Source organism: Arthrobacter sp. LAPM80 (assembly GCF_046736435.1).
Lineage (GTDB): Bacteria > Actinomycetota > Actinomycetes > Actinomycetales > Micrococcaceae > Specibacter.
Genome location: NZ_JBCHVD010000010.1, coordinates 1 through 26,517 on the forward strand (window position 1 = coordinate 1; position 26,517 = coordinate 26,517).

22 protein-coding genes are annotated in these 26,517 nt (G+C 65.4%); 12 read left to right on the plus strand and 10 right to left on the minus strand.

Annotated elements, in window-relative coordinates; genetic code table 11:
• Positions 1–214: 214 nt before the first annotated feature.
• Positions 215–439 carry a hypothetical protein gene (locus AAGW05_RS11545; protein WP_411804678.1) on the minus strand — a complete coding sequence of 75 codons (225 nt, stop codon included), beginning with the start codon at positions 437–439 and terminating at the stop codon, positions 215–217.
• A 207-nt stretch (positions 440–646) separates the two neighbouring features.
• Here AAGW05_RS11545 and AAGW05_RS11550 point away from each other — a divergent pair, with 207 nt between their 5' ends.
• Positions 647–2,767: a type IIA DNA topoisomerase subunit B gene (locus AAGW05_RS11550; protein ID WP_411804679.1), complete on the plus strand. Its 2,121-nt coding sequence runs from the start codon at positions 647–649 to the stop codon at positions 2,765–2,767.
• Between the two features lie 75 nt (positions 2,768–2,842).
• On the opposite strand, the gene AAGW05_RS11555 is transcribed toward AAGW05_RS11550, so the two are convergent.
• Positions 2,843–3,793, minus strand: coding sequence for a M56 family metallopeptidase (locus tag AAGW05_RS11555; protein ID WP_411804680.1), 951 nt, complete (start codon positions 3,791–3,793; stop codon positions 2,843–2,845).
• 63 nt (positions 3,794–3,856) lie between these two features.
• Positions 3,857–4,234, minus strand: a complete 378-nt coding sequence (locus AAGW05_RS11560) for a BlaI/MecI/CopY family transcriptional regulator (protein WP_411804681.1) — start codon at positions 4,232–4,234, stop codon at positions 3,857–3,859.
• A 171-nt stretch (positions 4,235–4,405) separates the two neighbouring features.
• On the opposite strand from AAGW05_RS11560, the gene AAGW05_RS11565 reads away from it, so the two are divergent.
• Genes AAGW05_RS11565 through cydC form a run of 3 tightly spaced genes read left to right on the plus strand, consistent with a single transcriptional unit; the run spans position 4,406 to position 10,499 of the window.
• Positions 4,406–5,998 carry a cytochrome ubiquinol oxidase subunit I gene (locus AAGW05_RS11565; RefSeq protein ID WP_411804682.1) on the plus strand — a complete coding sequence of 531 codons (1,593 nt, stop codon included), beginning with the start codon at positions 4,406–4,408 and terminating at the stop codon, positions 5,996–5,998.
• Positions 5,999–6,049: 51 nt separating this feature from the next.
• Entirely contained in the window at positions 6,050–7,111 is a 1,062-nt protein-coding gene (gene cydB, locus AAGW05_RS11570) for a cytochrome d ubiquinol oxidase subunit II (RefSeq protein ID WP_411804683.1), read from the plus strand.
• Between the two features lies 1 nt (position 7,112).
• On the plus strand, positions 7,113–10,499 hold the full coding sequence (gene cydC, locus AAGW05_RS11575) for a thiol reductant ABC exporter subunit CydC (RefSeq protein WP_411804684.1): 3,387 nt from the start codon (positions 7,113–7,115) through the stop codon (positions 10,497–10,499).
• Between the two features lie 29 nt (positions 10,500–10,528).
• Here cydC and AAGW05_RS11580 read toward each other — a convergent pair whose 3' ends face one another.
• From AAGW05_RS11580 to AAGW05_RS11590, 3 genes are all read right to left on the minus strand, one after another.
• The gene (locus tag AAGW05_RS11580) at positions 10,529–11,680 is read right to left on the minus strand and encodes a hypothetical protein (protein ID WP_411804685.1); all 1,152 of its coding nucleotides are present in this window, start codon (positions 11,678–11,680) and stop codon (positions 10,529–10,531) included.
• A 281-nt stretch (positions 11,681–11,961) separates the two neighbouring features.
• Positions 11,962–12,480 carry a DinB family protein gene (locus AAGW05_RS11585; protein ID WP_411804686.1) on the minus strand — a complete coding sequence of 173 codons (519 nt, stop codon included), beginning with the start codon at positions 12,478–12,480 and terminating at the stop codon, positions 11,962–11,964.
• 68 nt (positions 12,481–12,548) lie between these two features.
• Positions 12,549–15,146 (minus strand): DNA topoisomerase (ATP-hydrolyzing) subunit A, encoded by a 2,598-nt coding sequence (locus AAGW05_RS11590; protein ID WP_411804687.1) that lies wholly within the window; start codon positions 15,144–15,146, stop codon positions 12,549–12,551.
• 84 nt (positions 15,147–15,230) lie between these two features.
• Here AAGW05_RS11590 and AAGW05_RS11595 point away from each other — a divergent pair, with 84 nt between their 5' ends.
• Genes AAGW05_RS11595 through AAGW05_RS11605 form a run of 3 tightly spaced genes read left to right on the plus strand, consistent with a single transcriptional unit; the run spans position 15,231 to position 19,909 of the window.
• Positions 15,231–17,906, plus strand: a complete 2,676-nt coding sequence (locus tag AAGW05_RS11595) for a GNAT family N-acetyltransferase (RefSeq protein ID WP_411804688.1) — start codon at positions 15,231–15,233, stop codon at positions 17,904–17,906.
• Positions 17,907–17,958: 52 nt separating this feature from the next.
• The gene (locus AAGW05_RS11600; protein ID WP_411804689.1) at positions 17,959–18,666 is read left to right on the plus strand and encodes a DUF5998 family protein; all 708 of its coding nucleotides are present in this window, start codon (positions 17,959–17,961) and stop codon (positions 18,664–18,666) included.
• Positions 18,632–19,909, plus strand: coding sequence for an alkaline phosphatase family protein (locus tag AAGW05_RS11605; protein ID WP_411804690.1), 1,278 nt, complete (start codon positions 18,632–18,634; stop codon positions 19,907–19,909). The genes AAGW05_RS11600 and AAGW05_RS11605 overlap by 35 nt, the downstream gene beginning before the upstream one ends.
• A 197-nt stretch (positions 19,910–20,106) precedes the next feature.
• Here the strand turns inward: AAGW05_RS11605 and sepH are convergent, their stop codons facing one another.
• Positions 20,107–21,393 (minus strand): septation protein SepH, encoded by a 1,287-nt coding sequence (gene sepH / locus AAGW05_RS11610; protein ID WP_411804691.1) that lies wholly within the window; start codon positions 21,391–21,393, stop codon positions 20,107–20,109.
• Positions 21,394–21,648: 255 nt separating this feature from the next.
• On the opposite strand from sepH, the gene AAGW05_RS11615 reads away from it, so the two are divergent.
• Positions 21,649–21,939: a DUF4193 family protein gene (locus AAGW05_RS11615; protein WP_411804692.1), complete on the plus strand. Its 291-nt coding sequence runs from the start codon at positions 21,649–21,651 to the stop codon at positions 21,937–21,939.
• Here the strand turns inward: AAGW05_RS11615 and AAGW05_RS11620 are convergent.
• Positions 21,936–22,436, minus strand: coding sequence for a DUF3093 domain-containing protein (locus AAGW05_RS11620; RefSeq protein WP_411804693.1), 501 nt, complete (start codon positions 22,434–22,436; stop codon positions 21,936–21,938). The two genes, AAGW05_RS11615 and AAGW05_RS11620, sit on opposite strands and share 4 nt — an antisense overlap.
• A 95-nt stretch (positions 22,437–22,531) precedes the next feature.
• Here AAGW05_RS11620 and dut point away from each other — a divergent pair, with 95 nt between their 5' ends.
• The 4 genes from dut to AAGW05_RS11640 are packed head-to-tail and all read left to right on the plus strand — an operon-like array spanning position 22,532 to position 24,956.
• The gene (dut, locus tag AAGW05_RS11625) at positions 22,532–23,065 is read left to right on the plus strand and encodes a dUTP diphosphatase (protein ID WP_411804694.1); all 534 of its coding nucleotides are present in this window, start codon (positions 22,532–22,534) and stop codon (positions 23,063–23,065) included.
• A gap of 50 nt (positions 23,066–23,115) precedes the next feature.
• Positions 23,116–23,901 carry a DUF3710 domain-containing protein gene (locus tag AAGW05_RS11630; protein WP_411804695.1) on the plus strand — a complete coding sequence of 262 codons (786 nt, stop codon included), beginning with the start codon at positions 23,116–23,118 and terminating at the stop codon, positions 23,899–23,901.
• Positions 23,902–23,912: 11 nt separating this feature from the next.
• Complete coding sequence (locus AAGW05_RS11635) at positions 23,913–24,242, plus strand: hypothetical protein (RefSeq protein ID WP_411804696.1); 330 nt, start codon at positions 23,913–23,915, stop codon at positions 24,240–24,242.
• On the plus strand, positions 24,243–24,956 hold the full coding sequence (locus tag AAGW05_RS11640) for a DUF3159 domain-containing protein (RefSeq protein ID WP_411804697.1): 714 nt from the start codon (positions 24,243–24,245) through the stop codon (positions 24,954–24,956).
• A 19-nt stretch (positions 24,957–24,975) separates the two neighbouring features.
• On the opposite strand, the gene AAGW05_RS11645 is transcribed toward AAGW05_RS11640, so the two are convergent.
• Complete coding sequence (locus tag AAGW05_RS11645; protein WP_411804698.1) at positions 24,976–25,641, minus strand: potassium channel family protein; 666 nt, start codon at positions 25,639–25,641, stop codon at positions 24,976–24,978.
• A 1-nt stretch (position 25,642) separates the two neighbouring features.
• A complete protein-coding gene (locus AAGW05_RS11650) occupies positions 25,643–26,314 on the minus strand; it encodes a potassium channel family protein (protein WP_411804699.1) in 672 nt (223 codons plus the stop codon).
• Positions 26,315–26,517: the final 203 nt, after the last annotated feature.

Sequence of the window (26,517 nt, forward strand, 5' to 3'; positions counted from 1 at the left end):
TGCCGCTCCTACGGATTCCACACACCAGAAGCCGCCCTCGCCCTGATCATGCTCGCCTGCGGCCCAGTGGACATCAAACTCCCATACCAGAAATAACAGCACCCACACTTACGTCAGGAGAGCCCATTTTTGTGCCAGGGACAGGCGGGTACGCAAAGGGGCCCCGAAACTTCGGGGCCCCGCAATGCTGCACCGGCAGGAGCCGGTATGGATGCTAGTCGACGGGGACTGGCGCCTTTTCGCTGAGGCGGGCCGTCTCATCGTGCCACTTTGACGACAGCGGCTTCAAGGTGGCTTCGACCGAACGGGCATGGTGGCCGCAGAAGAGCAGCTCGCCGCCGGAGGACTCCAGAACTACCCGCACATACGCTTGGGCGCCGCAGCGGTCGCAGCGGTCAAGGGTTGTCAGCTCCGGGCTGGTGATCGTCGTGGTGGTCATGATGGCCTCCTTCATAAGTTCCTGTACTTTATACAACCATCCTTTGATGCCTTTCCATCCATCCTAAGGGTGTGCTTTCGCTAACCGCGTAGTGCCGGCGGTGAGCCGGGCGGCACTCCTGGCGGTTCAGTGTCGGCGAACGCGTTAACCTTGAGTAGGTGCATTTGTGCGCCCAGTTCAAAGTTTTCCCGCAGTCCTTGAAGGAGCATGCCAACCGTGGCACGACAGAATTCCGATTACAGCGCCCGTCACCTGTCAGTGCTGGAGGGGCTGGAGGCTGTTCGGAAACGGCCCGGCATGTACATCGGCTCCACGGACTCCCGCGGGCTCATGCACTGTTTGTGGGAAATCATCGACAACTCAGTTGACGAGGCCCTGGCCGGGTATGGGCAAAACATCTCCGTGATCTTGCACAAGGACAACTCCGTCGAGGTGCACGATGACGGCCGTGGCATCCCCGTGGACGTGGAACCCAAGACCGGGCTCACAGGTGTGGAAGTGGTCCTGACCAAGCTCCATGCCGGCGGCAAGTTCGGCGGCGGCTCCTACGCCGCCTCCGGTGGCCTGCACGGCGTGGGCGCCAGCGTTGTCAACGCCCTGTCGGCCCGCATGGACGCCCAGGTTGACCGCGGCGGCAAGACCTACCAGATGAGCTTTCGCCGCGGCGAGCCGGGTCACTTCAAGGATGTGGGCAGGACCCTCAGCCCCGACGTTCACTTCGAGCCGTTCACCGAGAAGTCAACCCTCGACGTCGTCGGCACCACCAAGCGCGGCGTCACGGGAACGCGCATAAGGTACTGGGCCGACCGCCAGATCTTCACGCCCGACGCCAAATTCTCCTACGACGAACTCGTGGGCCGCGCCCGCCAGACGTCCTTCCTGGTGCCCGGACTGAAAATCAGGGTCGTCGACGAGCGGCGCCTGGCCGGCACGCCAGGGGAGTTCGCCACCCATGAGGAGATCTTCCACCACGACGGCGGCCTGTCCGAATTTGTCGACTTCCTCTCGGTCGGTGGACCCGTGACTGACATCTGGCGCCTCCAGGGGCATGGCACCTTCACCGAAACTGTGCCCGTCCTTAACAGCGAGGGTCATCTGGAGAGCACGGCCGTCGCGCGCGACTGCGAGGTCGACATCGCCCTGCGCTGGGGGATCGGCTACGACACCACCATGCGAAGCTTCGTGAACATCATCGCCACACCCAAGGGCGGACGTCACCAGGAGGGCTTCGAACAGGCCCTGCTCAAGACGTTCCGCAAGGTCATCGAGACCAATGCCCGCAAGCTCAAGGCCGGCAATGACAAGATTGAAAAGGATGACGTCATGGCCGGCCTGACGGCCGTCCTGACCGTGCGCCTGGCCGAGCCGCAGTTTGAGGGCCAGACAAAGGAAATCCTGGGCACGCCTGCCGTGAAGAACATCGTGGCCAGGGTCGTGGAGAAGGAACTCAAGGCCAAGCTTGAATCCTCGGCCCGCGGGGACAAGATCCAGGCGGCCACGCTGCTTGAAAAAGTTGTTTCTGAGATGAAGTCACGCATCTCCGCCCGTGTGCACAAGGAAACCCAGCGCCGCAAGAACGCCCTGGAAACCTCCTCACTGCCCACCAAGCTTGCCGACTGCCGCAGCACCGACCTGGCGAAGTCCGAGCTGTTCATCGTCGAGGGCGACAGTGCACTTGGCACGGCAAAACTGGCCCGCTCCTCGGACTTCCAGGCGTTGTTGCCCATCCGCGGCAAGATCCTGAACGTCCAAAAGGCCTCGGTCGGGGACATGCTGGCCAACGCCGAATGTGCCGCACTGATCCAGGTGGTTGGCGCCGGTTCGGGGCGCAGCTTTGACATTGAATCCGCCCGCTACGGCAAGGTCATCCTGATGACGGACGCCGACGTTGACGGCGCCCACATCCGCACCCTGCTGCTCACGCTGTTCTTCCGCTACATGCGCCCCATGATCGACGCCGGGCGCGTCTACGCCGCCGTTCCGCCCCTGCACCGCGTGGAGGTCATCAACGCCGGTGTGAAGGCCAACGAGATGCACTACACGTATTCCGAGAAGGAACTTCACACGCTGCAGGCGAAGCTGGACAAGGCCGGGCGCAAGTACAAGGTCCCGATCCAGCGCTACAAGGGCCTCGGTGAGATGGACGCTGACCAGCTGGCCGAGACCACCATGGACCCGCGCCACAGGATGCTGCGCCGCGTGACCAGTGAGGACGCCGACCGTGCCGAGCACACCTTCGAGCTGCTCATGGGCTCGGATGTGGCCCCGCGCAAGGAATTCATCGTCGCCGGCAGCGAGTACCTGGACCAGGGCCGCATCGACGCCTAAAAGGCTGTAGCAAATAACAGCGGGAGGCCACCTTTTCAGCAAAGGTGGCCTCCCGCCGTCGTACTTTTGGGGCGGCTAAGCCAGGATGCCTGGAACCAGCAGAAGTGCCGTGGGAATGGCCAGGAGCAGCAGCGCCCCCATGATGACAAGGGCCTGCAGCCGGGCCGGCAACGGGGGAGCGGGAGTCAGCAGCCTGCCCAGGCGGGCCGACGTCGTCCCCGGGGTGTCGATCTTCTGGGCATTGCCGGCCACGAGGGAATCGGCAGGCAGCTGGTCCGAACCGCTGGCCACCAGCGCGATCGCCGTAATCAGGGTTGGCTTGTCAACGGAGCGGAGGGCGACGTCGTCGGCCAATATTTCAATCAGGGATGAGACGGCCTGCTGGGCCAGCTTCGAGGTGGGCAGCCAGGGCAGGGCCGAGCGCCAGGCGGCAAAGGCCCACAGCAGCAGGTCGTGGCGCTGGGTCAGGTGTGTTTGTTCATGCAGCAACACTGCGCGGAGTTCCTCGGGGGAGAGGAGCTCAAGCAGGCCGTCCGACAGCACTGTGACCGAGCGTGCGCCGCCGGGCAGGCAGTACGCCACCGGGGCCGGGTGGTTCAGGACCAGGGTGTCCGGGCGGTCGTCCGAGGGGGAGCTGAGCAGGTTCAGCAGGTCCCTGTGGCGGCGGCGCTGGCGCGCAATCCTGTAGTACGTGAGCCATAGCGTGAAGACCAAATGCGCGGACAACAGTGCCGCCGCGCTCAGGGCGAAGGCGTGGATCAAACCGAGGGTGTCCAGGGAATCCCCGCCGAAGACGATGCCGGCCAGGCCGTGCAGGCCCTGGACGAGGTTGTCGCCCAGGGGCACCAGGCCGTAACAGAGCATTGCCCCGATCATGGACAGCCCACCGGCAAGTGCTATCGACTGCCACAGCACCATGGCAGCAAAAGGTGCCCGGGCAGGCCATGCTGCACGGGCCAGAACGACGGGGACCGGCCAAGCCAGCACAACGGCCAGGGCAGCTAGGAGCCAGGAAGTCCAAAACATGTACTACAACTTACCGTGCCGGGGCGTCTGCACGTGCAGCGGTGGATGCCGCTGCACGTGCTACTAACGGCCCAGCAGCTTGCGGAGGGTTTCCGCTTCGCCGGCGCTGACGGTTCCAATGAACCTTGCCAAAACCGCCTCGCGGTCGGGAGCCGAGCCAAGCACTTCAAGCATGAGTTCGGCAGTGTGGTCTTCCCTGCTTGTCACTGCACGGTAGCGGTGGGGCCGTGAAGCGCGTTCGCGCTCGACAAGCCCCTTCTTTTCCAGGCGTGAGAGCACGGTAAGAACCGTTGTGACGGCCAGCGGACGTGATTCTTCCGCGCCGTCCCCACTTGAGGGGCGCTGTGAGAGCAGGTCGCGCAGGATATTTGCCGTAATGGCTTCCTGATGTTCCCACAGCAGGTCCATGACCGCTCTCTCGAGTTCTCCAAGCGTTGCCATTTACATCCTTAATTTCACTGCCGAGCATGTGCACGTGTGGTCCATGGAACAACTCCACACTTCAAATGTACAGGTTTTGACAGCAATGTTCTACACAGGGTAGAACTTAGATTTCTACGTAAAGTAGAAAAGTGTGGATCACGTGCATTTTTCGACAATGAGGGGAATTTTGTGGACGCTCTGGAGATTGCCAGGTGGCAGTTCGGAATAGTGACGGTGTACCACTTCCTGATGGTTCCCTTGACTATTGGCCTTGGCACGCTGGTGGCGATTTTGCAGACCTGTTGGCTGCGCACGGGCAAAGAAGAATACCTGCGGATGACGAAGTTCTGGGGCAAGTTGTTCCTGATCAACTTCATCATGGGCGTGGCGACAGGGATCGTGCAGGAGTTCCAGTTCGGCATGGCCTGGAGCGAATACAGCCGCTTCGTGGGCGACGTCTTTGGTGCCCCGCTGGCCATGGAAGCGCTCCTTGCGTTTTTCGTTGAGTCGACGTTCCTTGGCCTGTGGATCTTCGGCTGGAAGAAGCTGCCCGCCAAGGTCCACCTGGCCTGCCTGTGGATCGCCGTGTGCGGTTCCATTGTCTCCGCCTACTTCATCCTCGTCGCCAACTCCTGGATGCAGCACCCCGTTGGCGTTCAGATGATCAACGGACGCCCCCAGATGGTGGACGCGTGGGCCGTCTTTACGAACAACACTGCACTTGTTGCCTTCTTCCACACCATCACCGGCGCCCTGGCCGTGGCCGGCGGATTCCTGCTCGGCATCTCCTGGTACCACCTGTGGCGCCGCCGCAAGGATGGCATCGACACCGTGGATGCCAACGGTCGTGTGATCGTGGGCGAATCCGCCACCATCCCGGGCCGGGACAAGAAGGACCACGCCGTCTGGATCAAGTCGCTGCGCATCGGGGCAGTGGTTGCCATGATCGCCTTTGCCGGCTCCGCCGTGTCGGGTGACTTGTCGGGCAAGCTGATGTTCGAACAGCAGCCCATGAAGATGGCGGCCGCCGAGGCCGCCTGCCACGACGGCACCGGCTTTTCGGTGCTTTCCCTGGGCGACGTTGGCAGCCGGGACTGCTCCGAGGTCGTCGCTGTCATGGAAATTCCCGGACTGCTCTCCTTCCTGGCCCACAACGACTTCACCACAGAGATCAAGGGCGTGAACACCCTGGTGCCTGAATATCAGGCCAAGTATGGCACCCGCCTGCCAGATGACCCCATGTACGGTTCCCGGGCGGGCCAGGAAATCAACTACGTGCCCATCATGGCCGTCACCTACTGGGGCTTTCGCATGATGATCGGTTTCGGCGGGCTCGCCGCCATGGCGGCCGGTGTGGCACTGTTCCTGACGCGCAAGGGCACCGTACCGCGGTCCAAGGGCATGATGCGCCTGGCGCTGATCGGCATCCTCGCACCGTTTGGTGCCAACGCTGCCGGCTGGATTTTCACCGAAATGGGCCGCCAGCCGTTCGTCGTGGCGCCCAACCCGTCCATGAGCGGGATCGACCAGGTCTTCATGTTCACGGCGGCGGCCGTCTCCCCGGGTGTGTCCGCCGGCGAGGTGATCTTCTCCCTCGTGGCACTGACCACCGTCTACGCCGTCCTGCTGGTGGTCGAGGTGGTGCTGCTGACCAAGTACATCCGCGGTGGCGTGGTCTCGGCCATGCCCGAGCTGGACCAGAGCAAGCACACAGGTCCCGACGGGAAGAACGACGGCGGCACCGGCCCGGGCGGGGACGATGTCCTTGCGTTTGCCTATTGACGCCCTCCGCACGACCGCCCCTGACGAGCTGCTGGAACTGAAGGACTGACGATGGATTTTCTGCCTACTTTATGGTTCATACTGATTGCCGTGCTGTGGATCGGCTACCTCTTCCTCGAGGGATTCGACCTGGGCGTCGGCATGCTCATGAAGACCTTCGCCCGCGACGAGAAGGAACGCCGTCTGCTGCTGAACACCGTGGGACCTGTGTGGGACGGCAACGAGGTCTGGCTGCTCACGGCCGGCGGTGCCACCTTCGCGGCCTTCCCGTTCTGGTACGCGTCGCTGTTTTCGGCCCTGTACATCCCGCTCGTGTTTGTGCTGCTGGCGCTGATCTTCCGTGCCGTTGCCTTTGAATACAGGGGCAAGGTCCATTCCGACACCTGGCGCAAGGTCTGGGACTGGGCCATCGCGCTTGGCTCCTTCGTTGCTGCCTTCGGCATCGGCGCCCTGCTTGCGCTGACCACCACCGGCCTGCCACTGAACGCCAACGGGGACCGCGTGGGCGGACCCTTCGCCTGGTTCACCTGGTACGCCGTCCTCGGCGGACTTGCCGTGGTGGGCTTTGCCCTCATCCATGCAGCTGCCTTCCTTGCCCTGAAGACCGACGGCGACGTCCGCCACCGCGCGCGCCGCCTGGTGGGCCGCTGGATGCCCCTGGGGCTTGCCCCGTTGGCCATCTGGGTCATCGTGGTGGCACTGCAGAACGGCAAGTGGTTCAGCTGGCTGCTCATTGCCGTTGCCGTGGCCGCCGCCGTGGCTGCCTGGATTGCCAACAGGGCGGACCGCGAAGGCCAAAGCTTTATTGCCATGGGCGTGTTCCTGCTGGTCGGCAGTGCCGCGATCTTCAGCGCCGTCTACCCGGTGGTACTGCCCTCAACGCTGGAGCCCCTGTGGAACCTGACGGTGGAGAACGCCTCCTCCTCCAGCTACACGCTGCGCCTGATGTCGGTCGTTGCAGCCGTGGGCGTTCCACTGGTCCTTGCCTACCAGGGATGGACGTACTGGATCTTCCGCAAGCGCATCTCCGTTGCCAACCTGCCCGAACCGCACGTCTTTGAACCCGCAGTCGGAGACGAATCAACCGCCGCGACGACGGTCGGGCGCGCCTGAGATGAGCAGCCGCCCCACCATCCCCGAAGGCAAATCGACCCGGACTGCCCTGGCGGGCCTTGCCGGACTTGCCGCAGTCAAGGCCGTCGCATTGGTCCTGCTCTTGGGTGCATTGGCGCACGCCCTGAGCCAATGGGCCGCCGGTGCTGCGCCCGACCCCGTGAAATTGCTTGTCCAGGGAACGGTCGGGGCGGCGCTCCTCGGCGCCGCGGTGTGGGGCCAGTCGATCCTGGCCCGACGTGCGGCACTGGGAACCAAGGAGGAGCTGAGGGCCAAGCTCGTAGCCCACAGGCTCAACCGCCGTGCCGGCAGTGTTTCGGGCCGTTCCGGCGGGGTGGGGGCCGAATCGATGCTTGCCAGCCGCGGCCTCGACGGGCTCGATAACTACTTCACCGCTTACCTTCCGGCCCTGGTGAGCTGCGCGGTGACACCGCTCATGGTCGGCGTGCAGATCCTCATCTCCGACTGGGTCAGCGCCTTGATCGTTGTCCTGACGGTGCCACTGGTTCCCGTCTTCATGATTTTGATCGGCTTGCACACGCAGGAACGCGTCGAACTTGCGGCACGCGGGTTGGACAGGCTCTCAAATCACCTGCTTGAACTCGCCCGAGGACTTCCGGTCCTGGTGGGCCTGCGCCGGGCCGCAGCCCAGCGCAAGGCCCTGGCCGATGTGTGCGAGGCCTACCGCAGGTCCACCATGGCCACGCTGCGCACGGCCTTCCTGTCCTCCATGGCACTTGAACTCATCAGCACCATCTCCGTGGCCGTGGTGGCCGTGTTCATCGGCGTCCGCCTGGTCTACGGCGGCATGCCCCTGGAGGCAGGCCTGCTGGCACTGATGCTCGCCCCCGAATGCTTCCGCCCCCTGCGCGAGGTCGGTGCCGCCCACCACGGCAGCGAGGACGGTGTGGAGGCACTGCGCCGCGTCAAGCAAATTCTTCACGCACAAGCTCCGGATGCCCCAGACACTGCCACGGCCGATGCCGCATTGGGCAACGCCGTGCTCATCGCCCACGGGCTGGGCGTTTCCTACCAGGGCCGCGGCGAAGCAGCCGTTGACGGTTTCAACGCCACCCTCGCCCCTGGCGGGGCCCTCGTGCTCTCAACGCCCAGCGGCACGGGAAAGTCCACCATCCTCGCCGCCATTGCAGGGACCCTGCCCACGGGCGGCGACGGCGCCGCAACAGTGGAGGGGACCTTGCGCCTGCGCGCCCCCGAAGCACTCGTCTTCGTCTCCCAGCACCCGGCGTTCACCGAGGACACCGTGCTTGATGAGCTCGCGTTGTACGCTGGCGGCCCCGAGGGCCTGGAGGTTGACGCTGATTCGCTGCGGTCCGCCCTGGGCAGGGTCAACGCGCCGCACCTGGCCAACCGCACCGTGGTCGACTGCAGCCCCGGCGAACTGCGCCGCGTTGCCGTCGCCCGCGCCTTGGCCCGCATCGCCGTTGATCCGTCGGTTGAGCTGGCGCTCTTCGATGAACCAACGGCCCACCTTGATCCCGTTTCCGCCCAGGCCGTGCGCCTGGAACTGGCCAGGCTGCGGGGGAGCGTGGCAGTGATCGTCGCAACCCACGACCCCCTCCTCGCCAACATGCTGGGATCAGCAACGGCAGCCCCGACTGCAGTGCTGCCGGCAGCCGTTAAAGTTCCTGAGCAGGCCAGCCAGAAACGCGGCGAGTCGGCGCCACAAGACACGCCCGCACCCACATTCTCCTGGCGCCACCTTCGCCAGCTGCCACTGCGGTCCCCCCGCTTTGCCGCGGGCGTCCTTGTCTCAGCACTGGCGACGCTCAGCGCGGCTGCACTGAGCGGCATCTCAGGATGGCTCATCGTCTGGGCCGCCGACCAGCCGCCCATGCTCTACCTGATGACCCTGATCGTGGGTGTGCGCACCTTCGGCATCGCCCGCTCGGTGCTGCGCTATTGTGAGCGGCTCCTCACCCACGACGCCGTCTTCCGCTGGGCTGCCCAGCTGCGCCTGAAACTGTGGGACTCGCTGGGCTCCTCGGTCCTGCACTGGGGCAAGCTGACCCGCTCGGGCGGTGCGCTGGGCACACTCGTTGCAGATGTTGACGAGCTGCGCGACGCAGTCCCCCGCGCCGTCGTTCCCATCCCCGCAGCCCTGCTGTCCTTTGGTGCCGTCCTGGTGACAATGTTCATGCTTGTTCCCGAGGTGGCAGGCATCGTCATCGTCCTGGGTGTGCTTGGCTTCCTAGTGCTGCCCGTCATCGTGCTTGCCGCGCAGCGCCGCGCATCCGCTGCGGCCGTCGTGCACCGCGCCTGGCTTGCCGGCAGGGTGACAACGCTGTTCGCCGCAGCCGACCAGCTCGGCGCCAATGGCGTAGGGTCCGCCCAGGCTGCACGCTTTAGCGCCGAGGACGCGGCCGTGGCCAAACCGCTGCGCCGCCTCGCCTGGGCCGACGGTTTGGGCCAGGGTGCCGTCACGGTGCTGACAGCACTCGCTGCCATTGCCGTCACCGTCACGGCCATCGGTGCCGGGGTCGACCCGCGGGCTGCAGCTGTTGCTGCGCTGCTCATGCTTGCCCTGTCGGAACCGCTGGGACAGTACATCGAGGCAGTCTCGGCACTGCCGGCGCTGACGGCCATGATGAACAGGACGCTTCCGCTGCTTGACGCCCCTGCCACCGTGCTGGCTGCCAAGGACATGGACAACGGGGCAGAAGCCGGCACCATGCCCGTCTCGGAGATCGACGTCGAGGCCATCACCGTCAGGTACCCTACAGTCGAGAAGCCCGTTTTCGAGGATGTCAGCGGCGGCACGAAACGCGGGCGCTGGTGGATCGTCAGCGGGCCTTCGGGCACCGGAAAGTCAACGCTGCTGGCCGTCCTGCTCGGCTTCCTTGCCCCGGAGCGTGGCCGCTACCTTGTCAACGGCAAGCCCGCAACGCCCGCCTCGCTTAAGAGCATCGCCTGGTGCCCGCAAGATGCGCACTTGTTCAATTCAACGCTGCGGGCCAACCTTTCCATCGCCAGGCCTGCCGACCAGGCGCCCTCGGAAGCCGAACTGGACCACGCGCTGGCAACCGTGGGCCTGGGCCCGTGGCTTGAGGGGCTGCCGCTGGGCCTTGAGACCCGCGTGGGACCCGGCGGGCATCATCTCTCCGGCGGGCAGCGGACCCGCGTGTCGGTGGCGCGGACGCTCGTTGCAGGGGCCGACGTCGTACTTCTTGACGAGCCAACCGCGCACCTTGGCGGGGATGAGGCAGCCCACATGGTCAAGGATCTGCGCGTGGCCCTGGCGGATGCCGCGGTGGTCCTTGTGACGCACGACGGCGAACTTGCCAGGGCGGGCGACACCCGCCTTGAGTTGGGGGAGGCCGAGCCGCAAAAGGCAGGGCTGGAAGCTGCCGGTGCCGGCGCGGGCTGAGCCGTGACGGGGGCCTACATCCGAAGGAGTCATAGGACCTGGGGGTCCTCGGGCCTGGCACCGGAGGGCAGGCGGTTGGTCGGCCGTTTGGGCCGCATGGGCGGGGTGGCCAGCCTGCGCGGGCCGCTCCACAGCGCGGGCGGCGCATCGATGACATACGCCAGCCTGTAGGCCACGTCCTCATAGTTCAGCCGCCAGCCCCGGAAGTGTGGCCAGGCCTGTTCGGCCGTTTGCTCAACGGGGTAGCCAACCGCACGGAGCATGTCCACCGCTTCCTCGAATTCGGCAAACGTCAGGACAGTTTGCCCGTCGGGATCGACGTCATCCTCGACGGGGAGGGAAATGGCCCGGGCAATCTGCCTCAGGCAGGAGAACCCCATCCGCAGCATCAGGCGGGCCCGCAGGGTTGGTGCGGTTCTTGGGTTGAGTGAGAGCTGCAGGGCTGCACTGTCCATGACGCTCAGTAAGGCGATCAGCCAGCTGGATTCCGGCAGCGGGGACCGAAACCAGCACAGTGTCAGGTAGGTGCTGTGGGATTCGGCGACGTCGGCCGCCCACCGTTCCCACGAGCGATACAGGGTTTCCAATTCCGCGCGGCTATCCTTTCCCGACATCCCGAAACGGGTGCGGACAAGAAGCTCCGGACCCCATGCAGGTGAACCCGCCCGGGACAGGAGCAGGGTGACCTCGGATTCCCTGCGATTGACGGCCGCATACAAGATGGGCAGGTAGCCGATCTGCAGGGCGATCACCGCAAGGCCCGTAAAAGCGGACAGATAGACAAGGATCGTGCTGCCAACCCCGACAGGAGGGGCGTAGCCCAGGGTAAACAGTGACGAGCCCCCTACGCTCAGGGCCCGGCCAACGTCCCCGTGGACAAAGGGGAAAAGCATGAAGGAAAAGGCGAAGTAGAACAACAGCATCCACAGGCCGAGGCGGACGAACAGTGTCATGGGTGCCTGCCAGGCCAGCAGCCTGTCAAGGGACCGGTACGTCTTGACCGGCCGCCGGGCCAGCGCGAACAGGCCAGCTGCGAGATTGGTCGCCGCATCGGAAATGCGGTCATTGTGCTGGCGGGGAACAATCAGGGTGCCGATCAGGCTCTTCCACGTGAACACCACGGTGAGCATTCCAGCAAGGAAGCACAGCCACCAAAGAACCTCGATCACTGGATCCCTCACCGGCCTTCCACCTGGTTCGCCCCACCGCGTCATACCAAGGCGGTCATACCAAGACTAGGGGCGTGGGCCGGGCCGCACACCCCCTTGCAGTGAAACAGCAGTGATTTCGTTGCCGCGCAACAGGGGGGCCGCCGGAATTCCGGGCCCTGACGGGAGTCTCCGTGACGGTGGCACCAATCCGCTCGGACATGAACCCGTCGCCGGCAGCGGGCACTTTCCCGGCGACTGCATCGTGGAACTTGTCCCTGTCCATCAAGAGGTATCCAGGGACAGGGGGAGGCCTAGGCGTCCACGTCGTGGAGGTGGTGGACGAGGTCGTGCAGGAAGTAACCCGTCAGCGTCACCACTGTGAACTCCGAACCGTTGCTGCGCAGGCCGCGGCGCTGCCACTGGTTCTCGGGGACGGCGCCAAAAGCGTCGGCGGCGTCGAGCCCGTTATGCACCAGTTCCTTGGACACGTCCTCGGGATCCAAGGCGGAGTAGTCCCCGTCAAGGGCTGCCTGGTCCTGGTCCCAGTTGGCGAAGGTGGGGTTGTCCTCGTTGAGCATGAGGTCCAGGCGCGCGGCAAACACATCAAAGACGTCCCTGACGTGGGCGCCGTATTCCAACACCGACCATGTGCCGGGGTCCGGGCGCTCCTCCGCATTGGCCCGCCGCAGGGCCATCTGCCAGCGCGGCAGCAGAGCCGGAATCGTCGTTGCGGCTGTGGCCGGCGTTGCGGTTGCGGCACTGAAACCGCACTCGGGGCAGCTTCGCTCCAGCACCCATGTCCAGTCTTTGTCCTCGGGAATGATCGCCATGGGGCCAGTCTAAGCCGTGGGATGGGCACCCGCCCCTGGGCCCACAACCCTCGGGGAGGACGTGCGGATCATTCGAGGGGGAGTTCGAACGCTTCCTGGGTGGTGTCAGGGATCGGCGCCGGGGCGGCCGGTGCGCGCACCGGCTTCTCGGGAGCGCCGGCAGGGGCACCCGCCGGAGCGTCCGCGGAATCGTGGCCGCCCAGGCTTGGGCCCAGCAGGTCAATGCCTGCGCTGAGCGCCACGCCCGAGCCGTCGCGGTGCCCGTGCTCTAGGGGCAGTGCCCGTGCCACACCTGAGCTGGAGGATGCCTTGGCCGGGCCGTGGCCTGCCCACGCAACCATGAGCTTATCCTCCCCCTTGAGGAAGCGGTGTGCCCGCACCCCTCCTGTGGCACGGCCCTTGGCGGGGTACTCGGAGAATGCCGTGACCTTTGCCGAGCCCGACGGCGTCCCTGGCAGTGCGTCCTGCCCGCCGGCCACAGTCACCACGACGGCGTCGGCATCGGCGGGGGAGAGCACCCCAAAGGACAGCACCACGTCCCCTGCGCCGAGCTTAATGCCAGCCATGCCGCCCGCGGTGCGTCCCTGCGGACGGACCATGGCGGCACTGTACCGAAGCAATTGGGCGCCCTGCGTGATGAACACGAGGTCGTCGTCGTCCGTGGCAACGCCGGCACCCACCACATAATCCTTGGGCTTGAGCGCGATGTACTCCCAATCGTCCCGGTTCAATGGGTAGTCGGGGGTGACGCGCTTGACCACACCGGTGGCCGTGCCCACGGCGAAGACGCTGCCCAGCGGCACGAAGCCGACAAGGGATTCACCCTTCGTCAGCGTGATGAAGTCCTTGGCAGCCACTCCGCCGGCAAGGTTGGGCAGCGCCGCCGTCGGCGGCAGCACCGGCATGTCCACGACCTGCAGGCGCAGCATGCGGCCCAGCGAGGTCAGGGCGCCAATTTCAGCGCGAGCCGTTGTTTTAAGCACCGATGAGAAGACGTCGTGCTTGCTCCGCCCGCCGGATTCGACCAGCGGATCGGCCGTGCTGGTGCGCGCGATCTGCCCCGTGGCGCTGAGCAGCACCCAGCAGGGGTCATCGGCGATCTCAAGCGCCAGAGGGGCCCCCTTGCCGCCCGGACCTGCTGCAAGCGCCTTGGCCACCGACGGCGACATCGCCTCGGACTCAAGCAGCACCGTGCGGCGCGCGGTGGCATACTTCTCGGCCACAGCCCCGAGCTCATCGGAAACCAGCTGGTGGAGCAGTTCCCTGGAGGCGAGGATTGCCTCGAGCTCGGCAATGGCACGGCGCAGCTCGTCGCGTTCGGCCTCGAGCTTGACCATGGAGAAGCGGGTCAGCTGGCGCAGCTGCAGGTCAAGGATGTAGTTGGCCTGGATCTCGGAGAGGTCGTAGATGGCCATGAGCCGCTCGCGCGCCGCGGCTACCTCATCGGATGTCCTGATGATCTGGATGACCTCGTCGATGTCGACAATCGCAATCAGCAGGCCCTCCACCAGGTGCAGGCGGTCCTGCTTCTTGCCAAGCCTGAAGGCTGTGCGGCGGCGCACCACGTCGATCCTGTGGGTGACGAACACCTGCAGCAGGGGCAGAAGGCCAAGCGTTTGCGGCTGGCCCTCAACCAGGCAGACGTTGTTGATGCCGAACGACTCTTCCAGGGGCGTGTGCCTGTAGAGCTGTTCCATCACGGCGGCGGGGTTGAAGCCGTTCTTGATCTCGATGACAAGGCGCATGCCGTTCTTGCGGTCCGAGAGGTCAATGAAGTCGGCGATGCCCACAAGCTTTTTGTTGTTGACCGCGTCCTTGACCTTCTCCCTGACCTTTTCCGGGCCCACAAGGTACGGCAATTCGGTCACGACAAGGCCGACACGGCGCGGGGAAAGCTGTTCGACGGAGATCTTGGCCCGGGTCTTGAAGGAACCCCTGCCGTGGGCGTAGGCGTCGCGGATGCCCTGCAGGCCCACAATGCGCCCGCCCGAGGGAAGGTCGGGGCCGGGGACGTACGCCATGAGGTCCTCAAGCGTTGCCTCAGGGTTCTCGATCAGGTGCCTGGCCGCGGCGACAACCTCCCCCAGGTTGTGCGGGGCCATGTTGGTCGCCATGCCCACGGCAATGCCGCTTGCGCCGTTGACCAGAAGGTTCGGGTAGGCGGCGGGCAGCACCGAGGGCTGCATCATCTGGCCGTCGTAGTTCGGGATGAAGTCCACAACGTCTTCATCCAGGTTTCCCGTCAGCTCCAGCGAGGCGGCCGCCAGCCTGGCCTCCGTGTAACGCGGGGCGGCCGGGCCGTCGTCGAGCGAGCCGAAGTTGCCGTGGCCGTCAATGAGCGGCAGGCGCAGGGAGAAGTCCTGGGCCATGCGCACCATGGTGTCGTAAATGGCCGAGTCGCCGTGCGGGTGCAGTTTGCCCATCACCTCGCCCACAACACGGGCGCTCTTGACGTGGCTCTTTTCCGGGCGCAGGCCCATCTCGGTCATCATGTACAAAATGCGCCGCTGCACGGGCTTGAGCCCGTCGCGCGCGTCGGGCAGCGCGCGGGAGTAAATCACCGAGTAGGCGTACTCCAGGAAGGAGCCTTCCATCTCACTTGAAACATCAATGTCAACGATGTTCTCAACGAAGTCGTCGGCTGCGGGGGGTTGGCGCTTGGCCATGGTGGCGGTGGTTCCTTTTCTGCATGGGGGTGTTGCGGACTGACATGAACGCCAAAAAACGCATCGTGTCGGTACAGTGATTCTATGGCGAAGCCAGAGCCCGCGCCCGACTATCCGGCCCATTGGGAAGCCGATGTTGTCCTGCGCGACGGCGGGACGGGCCATTTGCGGCCCATGACCGCCGCGGATGCGGACGCCGTGCAGGCATTTCACATGGCACAATCGCAAAATTCCATCTATCTGCGTTTCTTTACGTACAAATCGAAGCTCACGGCGAAGGAATTGCGCCGCTTCACCGAACTCGACTACCGCGACCGTGTGGCGTTTGTCATAACGCGCGGCGGGGAGATCATCGGGATCGGCCGCTACGACAGGCTCGAGAACCCCGCCGAGGCCGAGGTTGCCTTCAACGTTTCGGACGCCCACCAGGGCCGAGGTCTCGGATCGATCCTCCTTGAGCACCTGGCCGCGGCCGCACGGGAAAACGGGATCGACAAGTTCTCGGCCGAGGTCCTGCCTGAAAACCGGAAGATGATCCAGGTCTTCTCGGAGGCGGGCTACGAGGTTCACAGGCACTTCGACGACGGCGTCATCTCCTTGTACTTTGATATTGACCCGACCGAAAAGTCCCGGGCCGTCATGGAATCGCGCGAACACCGCGCCGAGGCACGCAGCGTTGCGGGCCTTCTGGCCCCGTCATCGGTTGCTGTCATCGGTGCCAGCCGGGCCTGGGGGAGCATCGGCCAGCAGCTCCTTGAACACGTGGTGGAGGGCAAGTTCGCCGGCGCCATCCATGCCGTGAACCAGGAGGCCCTTGAGGTCTCGGGCATGATGCCGTACGCCAGCATTGCCCAGGTGCCGGGCCCTGTGGATTTGGCCGTCATTGCCGTGCCCTACGACCAGGTTCCCGGGGTGGTGGAGCAGTGCGGCAAGGCGGGGGTGAAGGGGGTTGTCATTGCCACGGCGGGCTTCGCGGACGACGGCGAACGCGGCCTGAGGCGCCAGCGCGCCCTGGTGCGCCAGGCCCGGGCCAACGGCATGCGGCTGGTCGGCCCGGCGTCGCTCGGGCTGGCCAACACAGATCCGGCCGTGTCGCTGAACGCCTCCATGGCGCCCGAACTCCCGCGCCGGGGCGGCCTGGGCATTTTCAGCCAGTCGGCAGCCCTCGGTGTTTCCCTGTTCGCCTCCATGTCCAGGCGTGAAGTGGGCATGTCAACGGTGCTCTCGGCAGGGAACCGAGCCGACGTGTCCGGCAACGACATGATGCAGTTTTGGGAGGATGACGCCAATACTCAAGCCTGTGGCCTCTATCTGGAGTCAATCGGCAACCCGCGCAAGTTTTCAAGGATTTCCCGGAGGCTCTCGCGCAGCAAGCCAGTCATCGTGGCGAAGTCCGACTCCATGGGTCTGCGCCTGCCGCCAGGCCACGCGGTGCGCACCACCCAGGCGCCCGCCGGTGCCCTTGACGCCATGCTGCGCCAGTCCGGCGTGGTGCGGGTCAAGACCATTGAAGAGCTCGCCGATGTTGCCCAAATCATGGTGGGCCAGCCGCTGCCCAAGGGGCCGGGACTGGCCATCATCGGCAATTCAGGGGCCATGGGCACCGTGGTGGCCGACGTGGCCGAACAACTCGGCCTGCGCGTGGTTGCGGTCACGTCCGGACTCGTCCTTGACACCGGGCAGTCCAGGGCGCTGCCGCTGCTCAAGCGCACGGTGCTTGCCGCCCTGGCGCAGGACGGCGTGGACTCGGCCATCGTGACCTTGATGCCCGTGGTGGGGCTGACGGTGGAAAAAATCGCATCCACACTGCAGGAATGTTCGGCAGAAACCGGCAAGCCGGTCATCGCCTCGTTTACCGGGATTGTGGATCCGCGCATCCACGTCAACCGGCAGATGGCCGACAGCCTGCCGGCTTTTTCAAGTCCGGGGTCGGCCATTGCGGCGTTGGCCGCGGTTGTCCGCTACGCCCAATGGCTGACACTTGATGCGCCCGTCTTCGACCCGCCTGAAGGCGTGAACCCGCAGGCGGCACAACTGCTGCTGGATGCGTGGCTGGAGGGTGTTTCGGGGGACGGGCTGGTGAACCTCAGCCCCGCGCAGTCCCGGGAGCTGCTGGGGCACTACGGCATTGAGGTGCTCGAATCCGAGCCCTTTGGCAGCGAGGACCAAGCCGTGGCCGCCGCCGAACGGCTGGGCTGGCCCGTGGCCATCAAGACGATCGACCCGAGCCTGCGGCACCGCCTTGACCTCGGCGGGGTGCGCATCAACATTGAAAATGCCGACTCGCTGCGGCGCAACGTCGTCCAGATGCGAAAATTCCTTCAACCCTACGGGGCCAAGGAACTGGAGGTGCAATCCATGGCCGAGGTGGGCCAGTCCTGCACACTGCGCGCCATTGAGGACCCGCTGCTGGGTCCTGTGGTGTCCTTCGGGCTCTCGGGCGACGCCGTGAACCTGCTTGACGACTGGGCGCACAGGGTCCCGCCGCTGTCAGTGGCCGACACCGCCGAGCTTGTCCGCTCGCCGCGGGCCGCCGTGAAACTTTTTGGCTACGAGGGCCTGCCGGCCGGAAATGTGAAGGCCCTTGAAGACCTGGTGGCCCGTATTGCCATGCTCAAGGACGAGCATCCCGAGGTGGCACTTGTTGAGTTCAAGCCGATCCTCGTCGGACCGAACACCGTGACGGTGCTGGCGGCGGAGGTGCACATTGGCAATGCTGCCCAGCGCACGGACAGTGCGCGGCGGGCCATGATGTCCTAAAAGTTGCCGCGTGCCGGCGGCTGGTTCGCAACGCCGCCGGCAAAATGCGAAAATGGGGGACATGAACAGCTTTGGAGCCGGTGCCCCGGCCAGTACCAAGGGCAGGGATTTGGACGCAGCCCTCCAGCGCTCGGGATTTTATCCCCGGCTCGTTGCGGACGTTGTCAATGACGCCCTCGACGGCCAAGAGAGCCTGTCCCACCTGGTCCACCTGGAAACCCACTTTGACCGCGCCGAGGTCCACCGCCACATCACAGTGCTCGTGCTGACAGCGCAACTGCTTGTCATCACGCACGTCGATGACCACCAGTTGGACGAATCGGGCCAGCAGATGGTGGCCCAGGTGTCCACCGAATCCGTTCCCGTGAGCCAGATCAAGTCAGTGGTGCTCAGCTACATTTACGCGCAGCCCCAGGACTACAAGCCGTCGGACCCCGCCCGTGAACTGACGCTGTCCATTGCCTGGTCCGGTGGACAGCGGGTGGAGATGGGTCCGGCGTCGTGCGGGGATCCCGAGTGCGACGCCGACCACGGCTATAGCGGCACGATCGCCCAGGAGGACATCGCCCTGCGCATCAGCGCCGAGGCCGAGGGCCTGCAGGCCGTGGCCGACGCCAAGGCCTTCGCCCGGGCCCTGCGAGCCATCAACACCGGGGCGCTCAATGCCGGGCACCCCGACGCATCGGGCCACAGCAGGACGGGCAGCAGCAAGTTACCGGTCTTTGGTGGACGATTGGGCCGTTCCCATCACCGCCGATAACGCCGTGGACAGCCCGGCCACGACCCCGTCAGGCCCCGAGGCGTTTCTGGCTTTGCAGCCCGCCCTGCCGGCAGCCCCCGCCTATGGCAGGGCCAGCATCGGCGACGTCCTTGGCAGCGCGGCAGCGGCCCTTGGCGTGGCTGGCTTCGCGAATGCCCTGAGGCTGCCCGCAGCCCCGCGGATCTGTGTGGTGCTAGTTGACGGGCTGGGCAAGGCGCTGCTCAAGCAGCGCGCCTCCCACGCACCTTTCCTGCGCGGCGTCATGGCCGATGACTGCGCCGGCGAGCACCCGCGCACGCTCCAGGCGGCATTCCCCAGCACCACGGCGACGTCCCTGACGGCGCTGGGCACCGGCGTCGTGCCAGGACAGCACGGCATGGTCGGCTACGACGTCCTTGACCCGCGCCAGGACAAGGTGGTGAACCTGCTGGGCAATTGGGACGGCGGCGTCGACCCCCTCGTATGGCAGCCGTTCCCCACTATTTTTGAACAACTGGCCCAGGTCGTGGCGTCAACAACTGTGAGCCTGCCGCGGTTCGCTGACTCTGCCATGACCCGTGCGGCCCTGCGTGGCAGCACGTTCCGCGGGGCGACATCGATGCATGCCCGTGTGGAGGAGGCCGCCGCGGCCCTGGCTGGAACGCCCAAGGCGCTCGTGTACCTGTACTGGAGCGAACTGGACAAGGCAGGCCACGCCCATGGTGCGGATTCCCCCGAGTGGGAGCGCCAGCTGGAGGAGCTCGACGCCGGCATGAAGCGTCTTGCCGCCACGGCACCTGCCAACACGCTAATCCTGCTCACCGCCGACCACGGCATGGTGGATGTGCCGCGCGCGGCCCGCATCGACTACTCGGTGTTCCCCGAGCTGGTTGCCGGCGTCAGGCACACCGCAGGTGAGCCGCGCATGGTCCACCTGTACCTGGAACCCGAGGCCATGGAGGAAGGCCGCAACCACCTCATGGCTGCCTGGCTTGAACGCTTCGGCAAGCAGGCCTGGGTCATTACCCGCGACCAGGCCATCGATGCCGGATACTTCGGCGAGGTCAGCGACACCGTCAGGGCGCGGATCGGTGACGTCCTGGTCCTTGCCCGCGAGACCATCGCCTTCTATGACCTGCGCCGTGTGCGCCCACAGGCCATGGACGTGGTGGGCCAGCACGGATCCATCACCAAGGCAGAGCGTGAGGTTCCGCTGCTGCGGATCCCCGTCACCGCGAAGAAAGCCAAAGGCAAGCGGCGGTAATCCCCACGCCCTCCCACTGCTCGCAGGCTCACAGCGGGGCCCTCGGGCGCGTGGGCCCAACGCACTCCCACTGCTCGCAGGCTCACAGCGGGGCCCTCGGGCGCGTGGGCCCAACGCACTCCCACTGCTCGCAGGCTCACAGCGGGGCCCTCGGGCGCGTGGGCCCAACGACGGAGCGGGCGTTGGCCCGCTCCGTGTTAGTCGCCCTTGGTGCCGAAGACTATTTCATCCCAGCTGGGAACGCTTGAACGCTTGGGCTTTCCGGCAGCCTTGCGTTCCAGGCGTGCGGCCACTTCGCTGTCGCTGGGGCCATCGCCGGCAGCACCGTGATCCTCTGCCGTGAGGTCCGAGAGGTGGCTGGAAGCCACCTCAATGACAGGCTCCGCAAACGTGTGTGTGGGGCGCAGCGGCGAGCCGGGCTCGCCTGAAAGCACGATTTCCCGCGTTTCGGTGCTGACCTCGGCAACGCTGTCGAGACTGCCAAGGTGGTTTTTGTCGTCGGCAAGGCCAGGGGCAAGCTGCAGGAACGGGATGGCACGGACAGTGTCCCTTGCCGCCGTTTGCTCGTCCACTGCCGGCTCAGGGGTGCCGTACAGCGCCTCGTCTCGGGGGTGGGCGCCCGGAACGTGGGTGCCGAGCATGGCGGCAAGTTCGTCGTCGCCGTCTTCGTCCAGGCCAAGGCGCATGCCGCGCCTGGAGCGCAGCATGTCAAGGAGCCCGCCCTGGCCCGCAGGTTCCTCCTCGGGAGCCACATCGGCCTCAACAGCCCCGTCGAGGCCTGCCTCGGGTGAGTCGGCATCAACATCAAAGGGCTTGTCAATGACGGCGCTGAGATGGCGCTCGGCCAGAGGGCTGTCCAACGGATCAAGTTCGCTAAGCTGTTGTGCCCAACGGTTTGCGTTGTGCAGGGCCTTGCGGCCCGAATGGAAGCGCCACAGGGCCGGGGCCGGTTCGCCGATGCTGCTGGCGGCCCATTCGGTCCCGGGGTCAAAGTCTGCGCTGACGGTCCATGCGCCGGCGTGGTCGCGCCAGGCGTCCCATCGAAGTGTCTTGGCGTTGATACCAAAGGCGCCCAGCCTGTGCCTGACCATGTCCTCGAGCGTCGCCGGGCTTTCCCCGAAGGCTGACTTGTAACCGTCGTTGTGCGCCGAGGGGGCGGCCACCTCAACCTTGCGGGCCTGCGAGGCGATGTAGTCGCGCTCGGCCAGCACGGGGCCTTCGTAACGGCGGACCTGGTCCAGGGAAAGCCCCGACTGCTCGGAGACGTCGGCGGCACTTGCACCGGCACGGATCAGTGCCTGAATTTCCCGGGGGCTCATCCGGGTTCCCGGTGCCTGGGGCACGCGGGAGCTGCGGTGGGTGGATTTGCCCACGGCTGTGCGCAACGCTTCATCCAAGGGGAGAAGGTAGATATCCCCATCGGGGCCACTCAAAAGCAGGTGCCTGCCATCATCGTGGACACCCACCAGGCGCAGATCAGCCATGCCGTCCTCCCAAAAGTCTATTGATTACTTCGAAACTGTGCCACCGATATGGTGGATTTCCTACTACCCGCCCAGGCGTGGCGCGAGATGGCATGCAAAATGCGGCGTTCGCCACACATCGCACCCCCTGCGGGCCGCAGTCTTAAGCCTGCTGCGAACTACGGCATCGGTTGCCGCCGGCAGCATGTTTTCCATTTTAGGGTGTTGGCAGTGTTTACTGTCTGGCACACGGCAGCAATTTTAAGGAACTTAAGAATGACAACCAGCTACCACCGGCCGCGCACGGCCCAACAACAGGCTGGCGCCGCCCCTGCAACAAACCCGCACGCGGCACGGTCCAACGCCCTGATCGACCTTGGCGAGTCGGAGCTGGCGGACGAGTACGAGCTTCCCGGGGCGGAACTGCCGCCGGATGAACTGGCCATGGAGATCCTGGCCGAGCAGGCCGATGAATTTACCTGCAGTTCCTGCTTCCTGGTCCGCCACCGTTCGCAGCTGGCCCGCGAATCAAACGGCCACAAGTACTGCAGGGACTGCGAGGGCTAGTTGGCCGGGTCCGTCCCGGGCCGCGTTGCCCCGCCGAGAGCGGCGGCCAGATGCTCGGGGTGGCGTGAGGACGTGAGCCAGTAGGGGGTGCGGTCATCCGGGTCCGTGATTTCGATCCTGACCACGGGCTTCACCCAGCCGCGGATGCACAGGTAGGCCAGGCCGTTGAGCTTGATGCCGCGCTGCTCGGTTGCCTCTTCGCCGTAGTAGATGCTGACGTCGCCAACGTACTGGCGTTCAATCTGGGCCCGGCCAACCCGCAGCGTGTCGGCCGTCACCGCAATGGTGGGCGTCGAGGCAATCAGCAGGGCGGCCTGGATCAGCAGCATCACGAAGAACGCCACATAGCCCGCCGTGGGGCTGATGGGAATGAAGATCAGGATTGCTGCGGCCGACAGGCCAACCACAATCACCCAGCCCCAGAAATTGGGCCACAGTTTCTCGGTGTAGCTGGCCGTTGACGGGGACGTGGCGCTTTGGGGTGTTTGTGAGGACATGGGACAAGCTTTTCATCTTTCCGCCGGTAATACACCTTGGGCCGGGATCAGCCCGCGCAGACAGGGCCCAGCCGTTCGCGATAGAGTGTTCTGTTGTGACCCAACAGACTTTTGACGAAACCCCCGGTTCCGACGGATTGCGCCCCACGCTGCGCGTGCAGCTGCGCATGCTCGACGACGGAATCGAACCCCCCAGCTACGCGCACCCCGGCGACGCCGGCGCCGACCTGCGCACCCGCATTGACGTTGTCCTGGCCCCCGGGGAGCGTGCGCTCGTGCCGACGGGCGTCAGCATCGCCCTGCCCTTTGGTTTTGCGGCCCTGATCCATCCGCGTTCGGGCCTGGCCACCAAGGCCGGCCTGACCATCGTGAACAGCCCCGGCACCGTTGATGCGGGCTACCGCGGGGAAATTTCCGTCACACTGCTGAACACCGATTCACGGCATACCATCTCCTTGTCACGGGGCGATAGAATTGCCCAAATGGTGATCCAGCGCGTGGAAACGGCTGCGTTCATCGCGGTGGAGGAACTGCCGGACTCGGTGCGGGGCACCGGCGGCTTTGGATCCACCGGCGGATTTACCCCTTCGGCCAACGGCAACGCCGCCCCGGGGTCCAACAACGGCTGAGCGGCGCCCGCCAACAACCGTTTCATCATCTACAAGGAGTCTTAAATCCCATGGCTTTTGGGTTCGGTAGGAAAAACAAAAACAGCGTGGACGAGCCCGAGGGTCTCGAGCCTGCAGCAGTAGACGTTGACGAGGACGGCAAGGTGATCGCGGGCCCGGACATGCTGGACCTGCCGCCCAACCCGGCCGACACCGTCTACGAGCGCGAACTCCATGGTCCCTTGGACTCATCCGAGGTGGAAGGCACCGACGGCTACGTCGACCTTGGCGCGCTGCTGATCACCCCGCGCGAAGGCCTCTCGCTGCGCCTTGAAGTTGAGGAAAGCACCGCACGGGTCATTGCTGTGACACTTGACCTGAACGGCTCAAGCCTGCAGTTGCAGGCCTTTGCCGCATCGCGCTCCGAAAAGCTGTGGCGGGACATCCGCGAACAGATCGGCCTGTCTGTCGGCTCGCAGGGCGGGGAAATTGAAATCCTCGACGGCACCTTCGGCAAGGAAGTCCTCGCCAAGGTTCCCGCGCTGAGCTCCGACGGCAGCAAGGGCTTCCGCGTTGCCCGCTTCATCGGCATTGACGGCCCCCGCTGGTTCCTGCGGGGCGTGCTGGGCGGCAATGCAGCTGTGGACAGCGAAGCGGCCCAGGAGCTTGAGGACCTGTTCCGCGGCGTCGTCGTGGTGCGCGGCGAGACACCCCTGCCCCCGCGCGACCTGCTGCTGCTGCGCCTGCCCAAGGACGCCGTCGCCGGCCCCCAGGGGGACCTGGCAGCCGACCACGCAAGCCCGGCCCAAGGTGGCGAGCCCTTCCGCCGTGGACCCGAAATCACGGCGATCGGCTGACCTTGTTCCCCATGCAACAAGGCGACTGGCCTGAGGCAGTCGCCGTTAGCGAGTTGCCCGTGCGCGGCCGGGCCGTGTGCGCGGGTGTCATCGATGCCGTCACGATCCGGCCGGAGTCGGTGGCACCTGCCTACACGGCGATTCTCACCGACAGGGAAACCAGCCGTGCCGCCGGCGGCGGCGGAAACGACCGCCTTCGGCTCGTCTGGATCGGTCGACGGCGGGTCCCCGGCATCGTGGCCGGCACGCGTTTGCGTGTCGAAGGGATGGTATCCCTCCGCGACGGCCTGCCCACCATGTTCAACCCCCGATACGAGATCATTGGAACACAGGAGAGCTAGTTGAGCCAGCAGGGTCCCGAAGAGAACATCCCGGCGGAAAAGCCTGCCGGCAGCCTGGCGGAAATCGCCCAGGAGATGGCCGCCAGGAACCCGCTGGTCCGCAAGGAAAACGGCCACATTGACCTGCTGGCTGCCGCCGGGGGAGTCAGGGGCATCGCCGAAAGCGTCCTGCCCGGCCTGGTGTTCCTCGTCGCCTTCACCATCACCCGGGACCTCACAACGGCACTTGTCGGCTCGGTCGCGATGGCGGCCGTGTTCCTCGTCGCCCGCCTTGTCCAGCGCACACCCCTGACGCAGGCGCTGGCCGGGATTGCCGGCGTCGCACTTTCGGCGTTTTTGGCCATGAAAACGGGCAGGGCCGAGGATTACTACACCGTGGGTTTCTACACCAACGCCGCCTACATTGTGGCGATGGTGGTTTCCATTGCCGTGCGCTGGCCCATTTTGGGACTGCTGTTCGGCTATGCCCGCAATGAAGGCGTGCGCTGGCGCGGACAGCCCGAACGGCTCCGCGCATACCGTGTCGCGACCTGGATCCTTGTCGGCGTCATGGCTGCCAGGCTTGCCGTCCAGCTGCCGCTGTACTTTGCGGGGCAGGTTGACGCGCTCGGTGCCATGCGCCTGATCATGGGCGTGCCCCTGTATGCCTGTGGCCTGTGGATCGCCTGGCTCGTCAGCCGCCCGGTCAAGGACGTGGCAGCCGACGAGGGCTGACCCTGTGCGGGCCAGCTCTTTAAGGCTGGGATCCTGAGAGAAGCGTCCGGAGGTCGTTTTCCGCGGCGATCGTGGTGATAAAGAACAGTTCGTCGCCTGCCTCGATGACGTCGTCCCCGCTGGGGGTGATGGGTGCTTCGTCGCGCAGGATGGCAACGAGCGTCGAATCGTGCGGCCAGTCGATGACGCCAACTGTCAGTCCAATGACGTGCGACTCAGGGGGCACCGTGAACTCGACGAGCGAGGCAACCCCGGTTTGCAGTGTCAGCAGGCGCACGAGGTCGCCAATTTCCACTGCCTCCTCCACCAGGGCCGTCATGAGCCGCGGGGTGTTGACGGCAACGTCCACACCCCAGGAGTCGTCAAACATCCAGTCGTTCTTCGGGTTGTTGACGCGGCCAACGGTGCGGCCAACACCAAACTCCGACTTGGCGAGCAGCGAAACGACAAGGTTGACCTTGTCGTCGCCTGTGGCCGAAACCACCACGTCCGCCTCGTGCAGCTTTGCCTCGCGAAGGGTGCTGATTTCGCAGGCGTCGCCCACCAGCCAGCGGGCCCCGCGCAACCCGCTTTTGCCGATCACCTCGGGTTTGGGGTCGATCAGGAGCACTTCATGGCCATTGGACAACAGTTCCTTGGCAATGGAACAGCCGACGCTTCCCGCACCGACAATGACAACGAGCATGTTAGAACTCCTTCACGGGGGGCGCGGAAAGTATGTGTGCGACGTCGGCCGACTGTGCGCCGAGGATCATGGCGTGCACAGTGTCGCCCTGCTGGTAGCTGGTGTCGGACCCGGGCAGCATGCCCTCGCCAAACCGTGTCAGATAGGCCACCCGGACCCGGGCGGCAGCCTCGATGTCAAGGATGTGGTGGCCGATCCAGTCCGGATGCAGCGAGAGTTCAGTCAGGATCAGCCGCCCCGACGGCTCGCGAAAATCACCCTTGATGGCTGTTTCCGGCAGGATCCGGCGCAGCACCTGGTCGGCGCTCCACCGAACGGCGGCCACCGTGGGGATGCCCAGGCGCTGGTAGATTTCGGCCCTGCCGGGATCATAGATCCGGGCGACAACGTGCTCCACGTGGAACGTCTCGCGGGCGACGCGGGTGGCCAGGATGTTTGAGTTGTCACCGCTTGAGACGGCGGCAAAGGCATAGGCGTGCTCAATGTCTGCCTGCTTCAGCGTGTCCTGGTCAAAGCCGACCCCCGTGATCTTGCGCCCGCCGAATCCTGTGCGCAGGCGTCTGAACGAGCGTTCGTCCTGGTCGATGATGGCCACGCTGTGGCCGGAGTCCTCCAGTGTGTGGGCCAGGGTCGCGCCAACGCGCCCGCAACCCATGATCACAAAATGTGCCACCGATGATGCTCCTTGTCCTGGTCAGCCCAGGGTAGTTCCGGCAGTACGACGGCGTCTGCCGGACTGCTGCTGTTGCCGCATGCCGGGCATGCTGTGCGGATCCAATTTCACGTTGCCGCTGCCCCTGCGGTCAAGTTGCGGCAGTTTCCAGTGTGACATGTGGGCACGGTGCGCGGACATTACGGCCCTCCGACGGAGCCGTG

Excerpts from the sequence above, each read along its gene's own strand:
- AAGW05_RS11545 (WP_411804678.1), bottom strand. The coding sequence starts at position 439 with ATGACCACCACGACGATCACCAGCCCGGAGCTGACAACCCTTGACCGC.
- AAGW05_RS11550 (WP_411804679.1), top strand. The coding sequence starts at position 647 with ATGCCAACCGTGGCACGACAGAATTCCGATTACAGCGCCCGTCACCTG.
- AAGW05_RS11555 (WP_411804680.1), bottom strand. The coding sequence starts at position 3,793 with ATGTTTTGGACTTCCTGGCTCCTAGCTGCCCTGGCCGTTGTGCTGGCT.
- AAGW05_RS11560 (WP_411804681.1), bottom strand. The coding sequence starts at position 4,234 with ATGGCAACGCTTGGAGAACTCGAGAGAGCGGTCATGGACCTGCTGTGG.
- cydB (WP_411804683.1), top strand. The coding sequence starts at position 6,050 with ATGGATTTTCTGCCTACTTTATGGTTCATACTGATTGCCGTGCTGTGG.
- cydC (WP_411804684.1), top strand. The coding sequence starts at position 7,113 with ATGAGCAGCCGCCCCACCATCCCCGAAGGCAAATCGACCCGGACTGCC.
- AAGW05_RS11585 (WP_411804686.1), bottom strand. The coding sequence starts at position 12,480 with ATGGCGATCATTCCCGAGGACAAAGACTGGACATGGGTGCTGGAGCGA.
- AAGW05_RS11590 (WP_411804687.1), bottom strand. The coding sequence starts at position 15,146 with ATGGCCAAGCGCCAACCCCCCGCAGCCGACGACTTCGTTGAGAACATC.
- AAGW05_RS11595 (WP_411804688.1), top strand. The coding sequence starts at position 15,231 with ATGGCGAAGCCAGAGCCCGCGCCCGACTATCCGGCCCATTGGGAAGCC.
- AAGW05_RS11600 (WP_411804689.1), top strand. The coding sequence starts at position 17,959 with ATGGGGGACATGAACAGCTTTGGAGCCGGTGCCCCGGCCAGTACCAAG.
- sepH (WP_411804691.1), bottom strand. The coding sequence starts at position 21,393 with ATGGCTGATCTGCGCCTGGTGGGTGTCCACGATGATGGCAGGCACCTG.
- AAGW05_RS11615 (WP_411804692.1), top strand. The coding sequence starts at position 21,649 with ATGACAACCAGCTACCACCGGCCGCGCACGGCCCAACAACAGGCTGGC.
- AAGW05_RS11620 (WP_411804693.1), bottom strand. The coding sequence starts at position 22,436 with ATGTCCTCACAAACACCCCAAAGCGCCACGTCCCCGTCAACGGCCAGC.
- AAGW05_RS11630 (WP_411804695.1), top strand. The coding sequence starts at position 23,116 with ATGGCTTTTGGGTTCGGTAGGAAAAACAAAAACAGCGTGGACGAGCCC.
- AAGW05_RS11635 (WP_411804696.1), top strand. The coding sequence starts at position 23,913 with ATGCAACAAGGCGACTGGCCTGAGGCAGTCGCCGTTAGCGAGTTGCCC.
- AAGW05_RS11645 (WP_411804698.1), bottom strand. The coding sequence starts at position 25,641 with ATGCTCGTTGTCATTGTCGGTGCGGGAAGCGTCGGCTGTTCCATTGCC.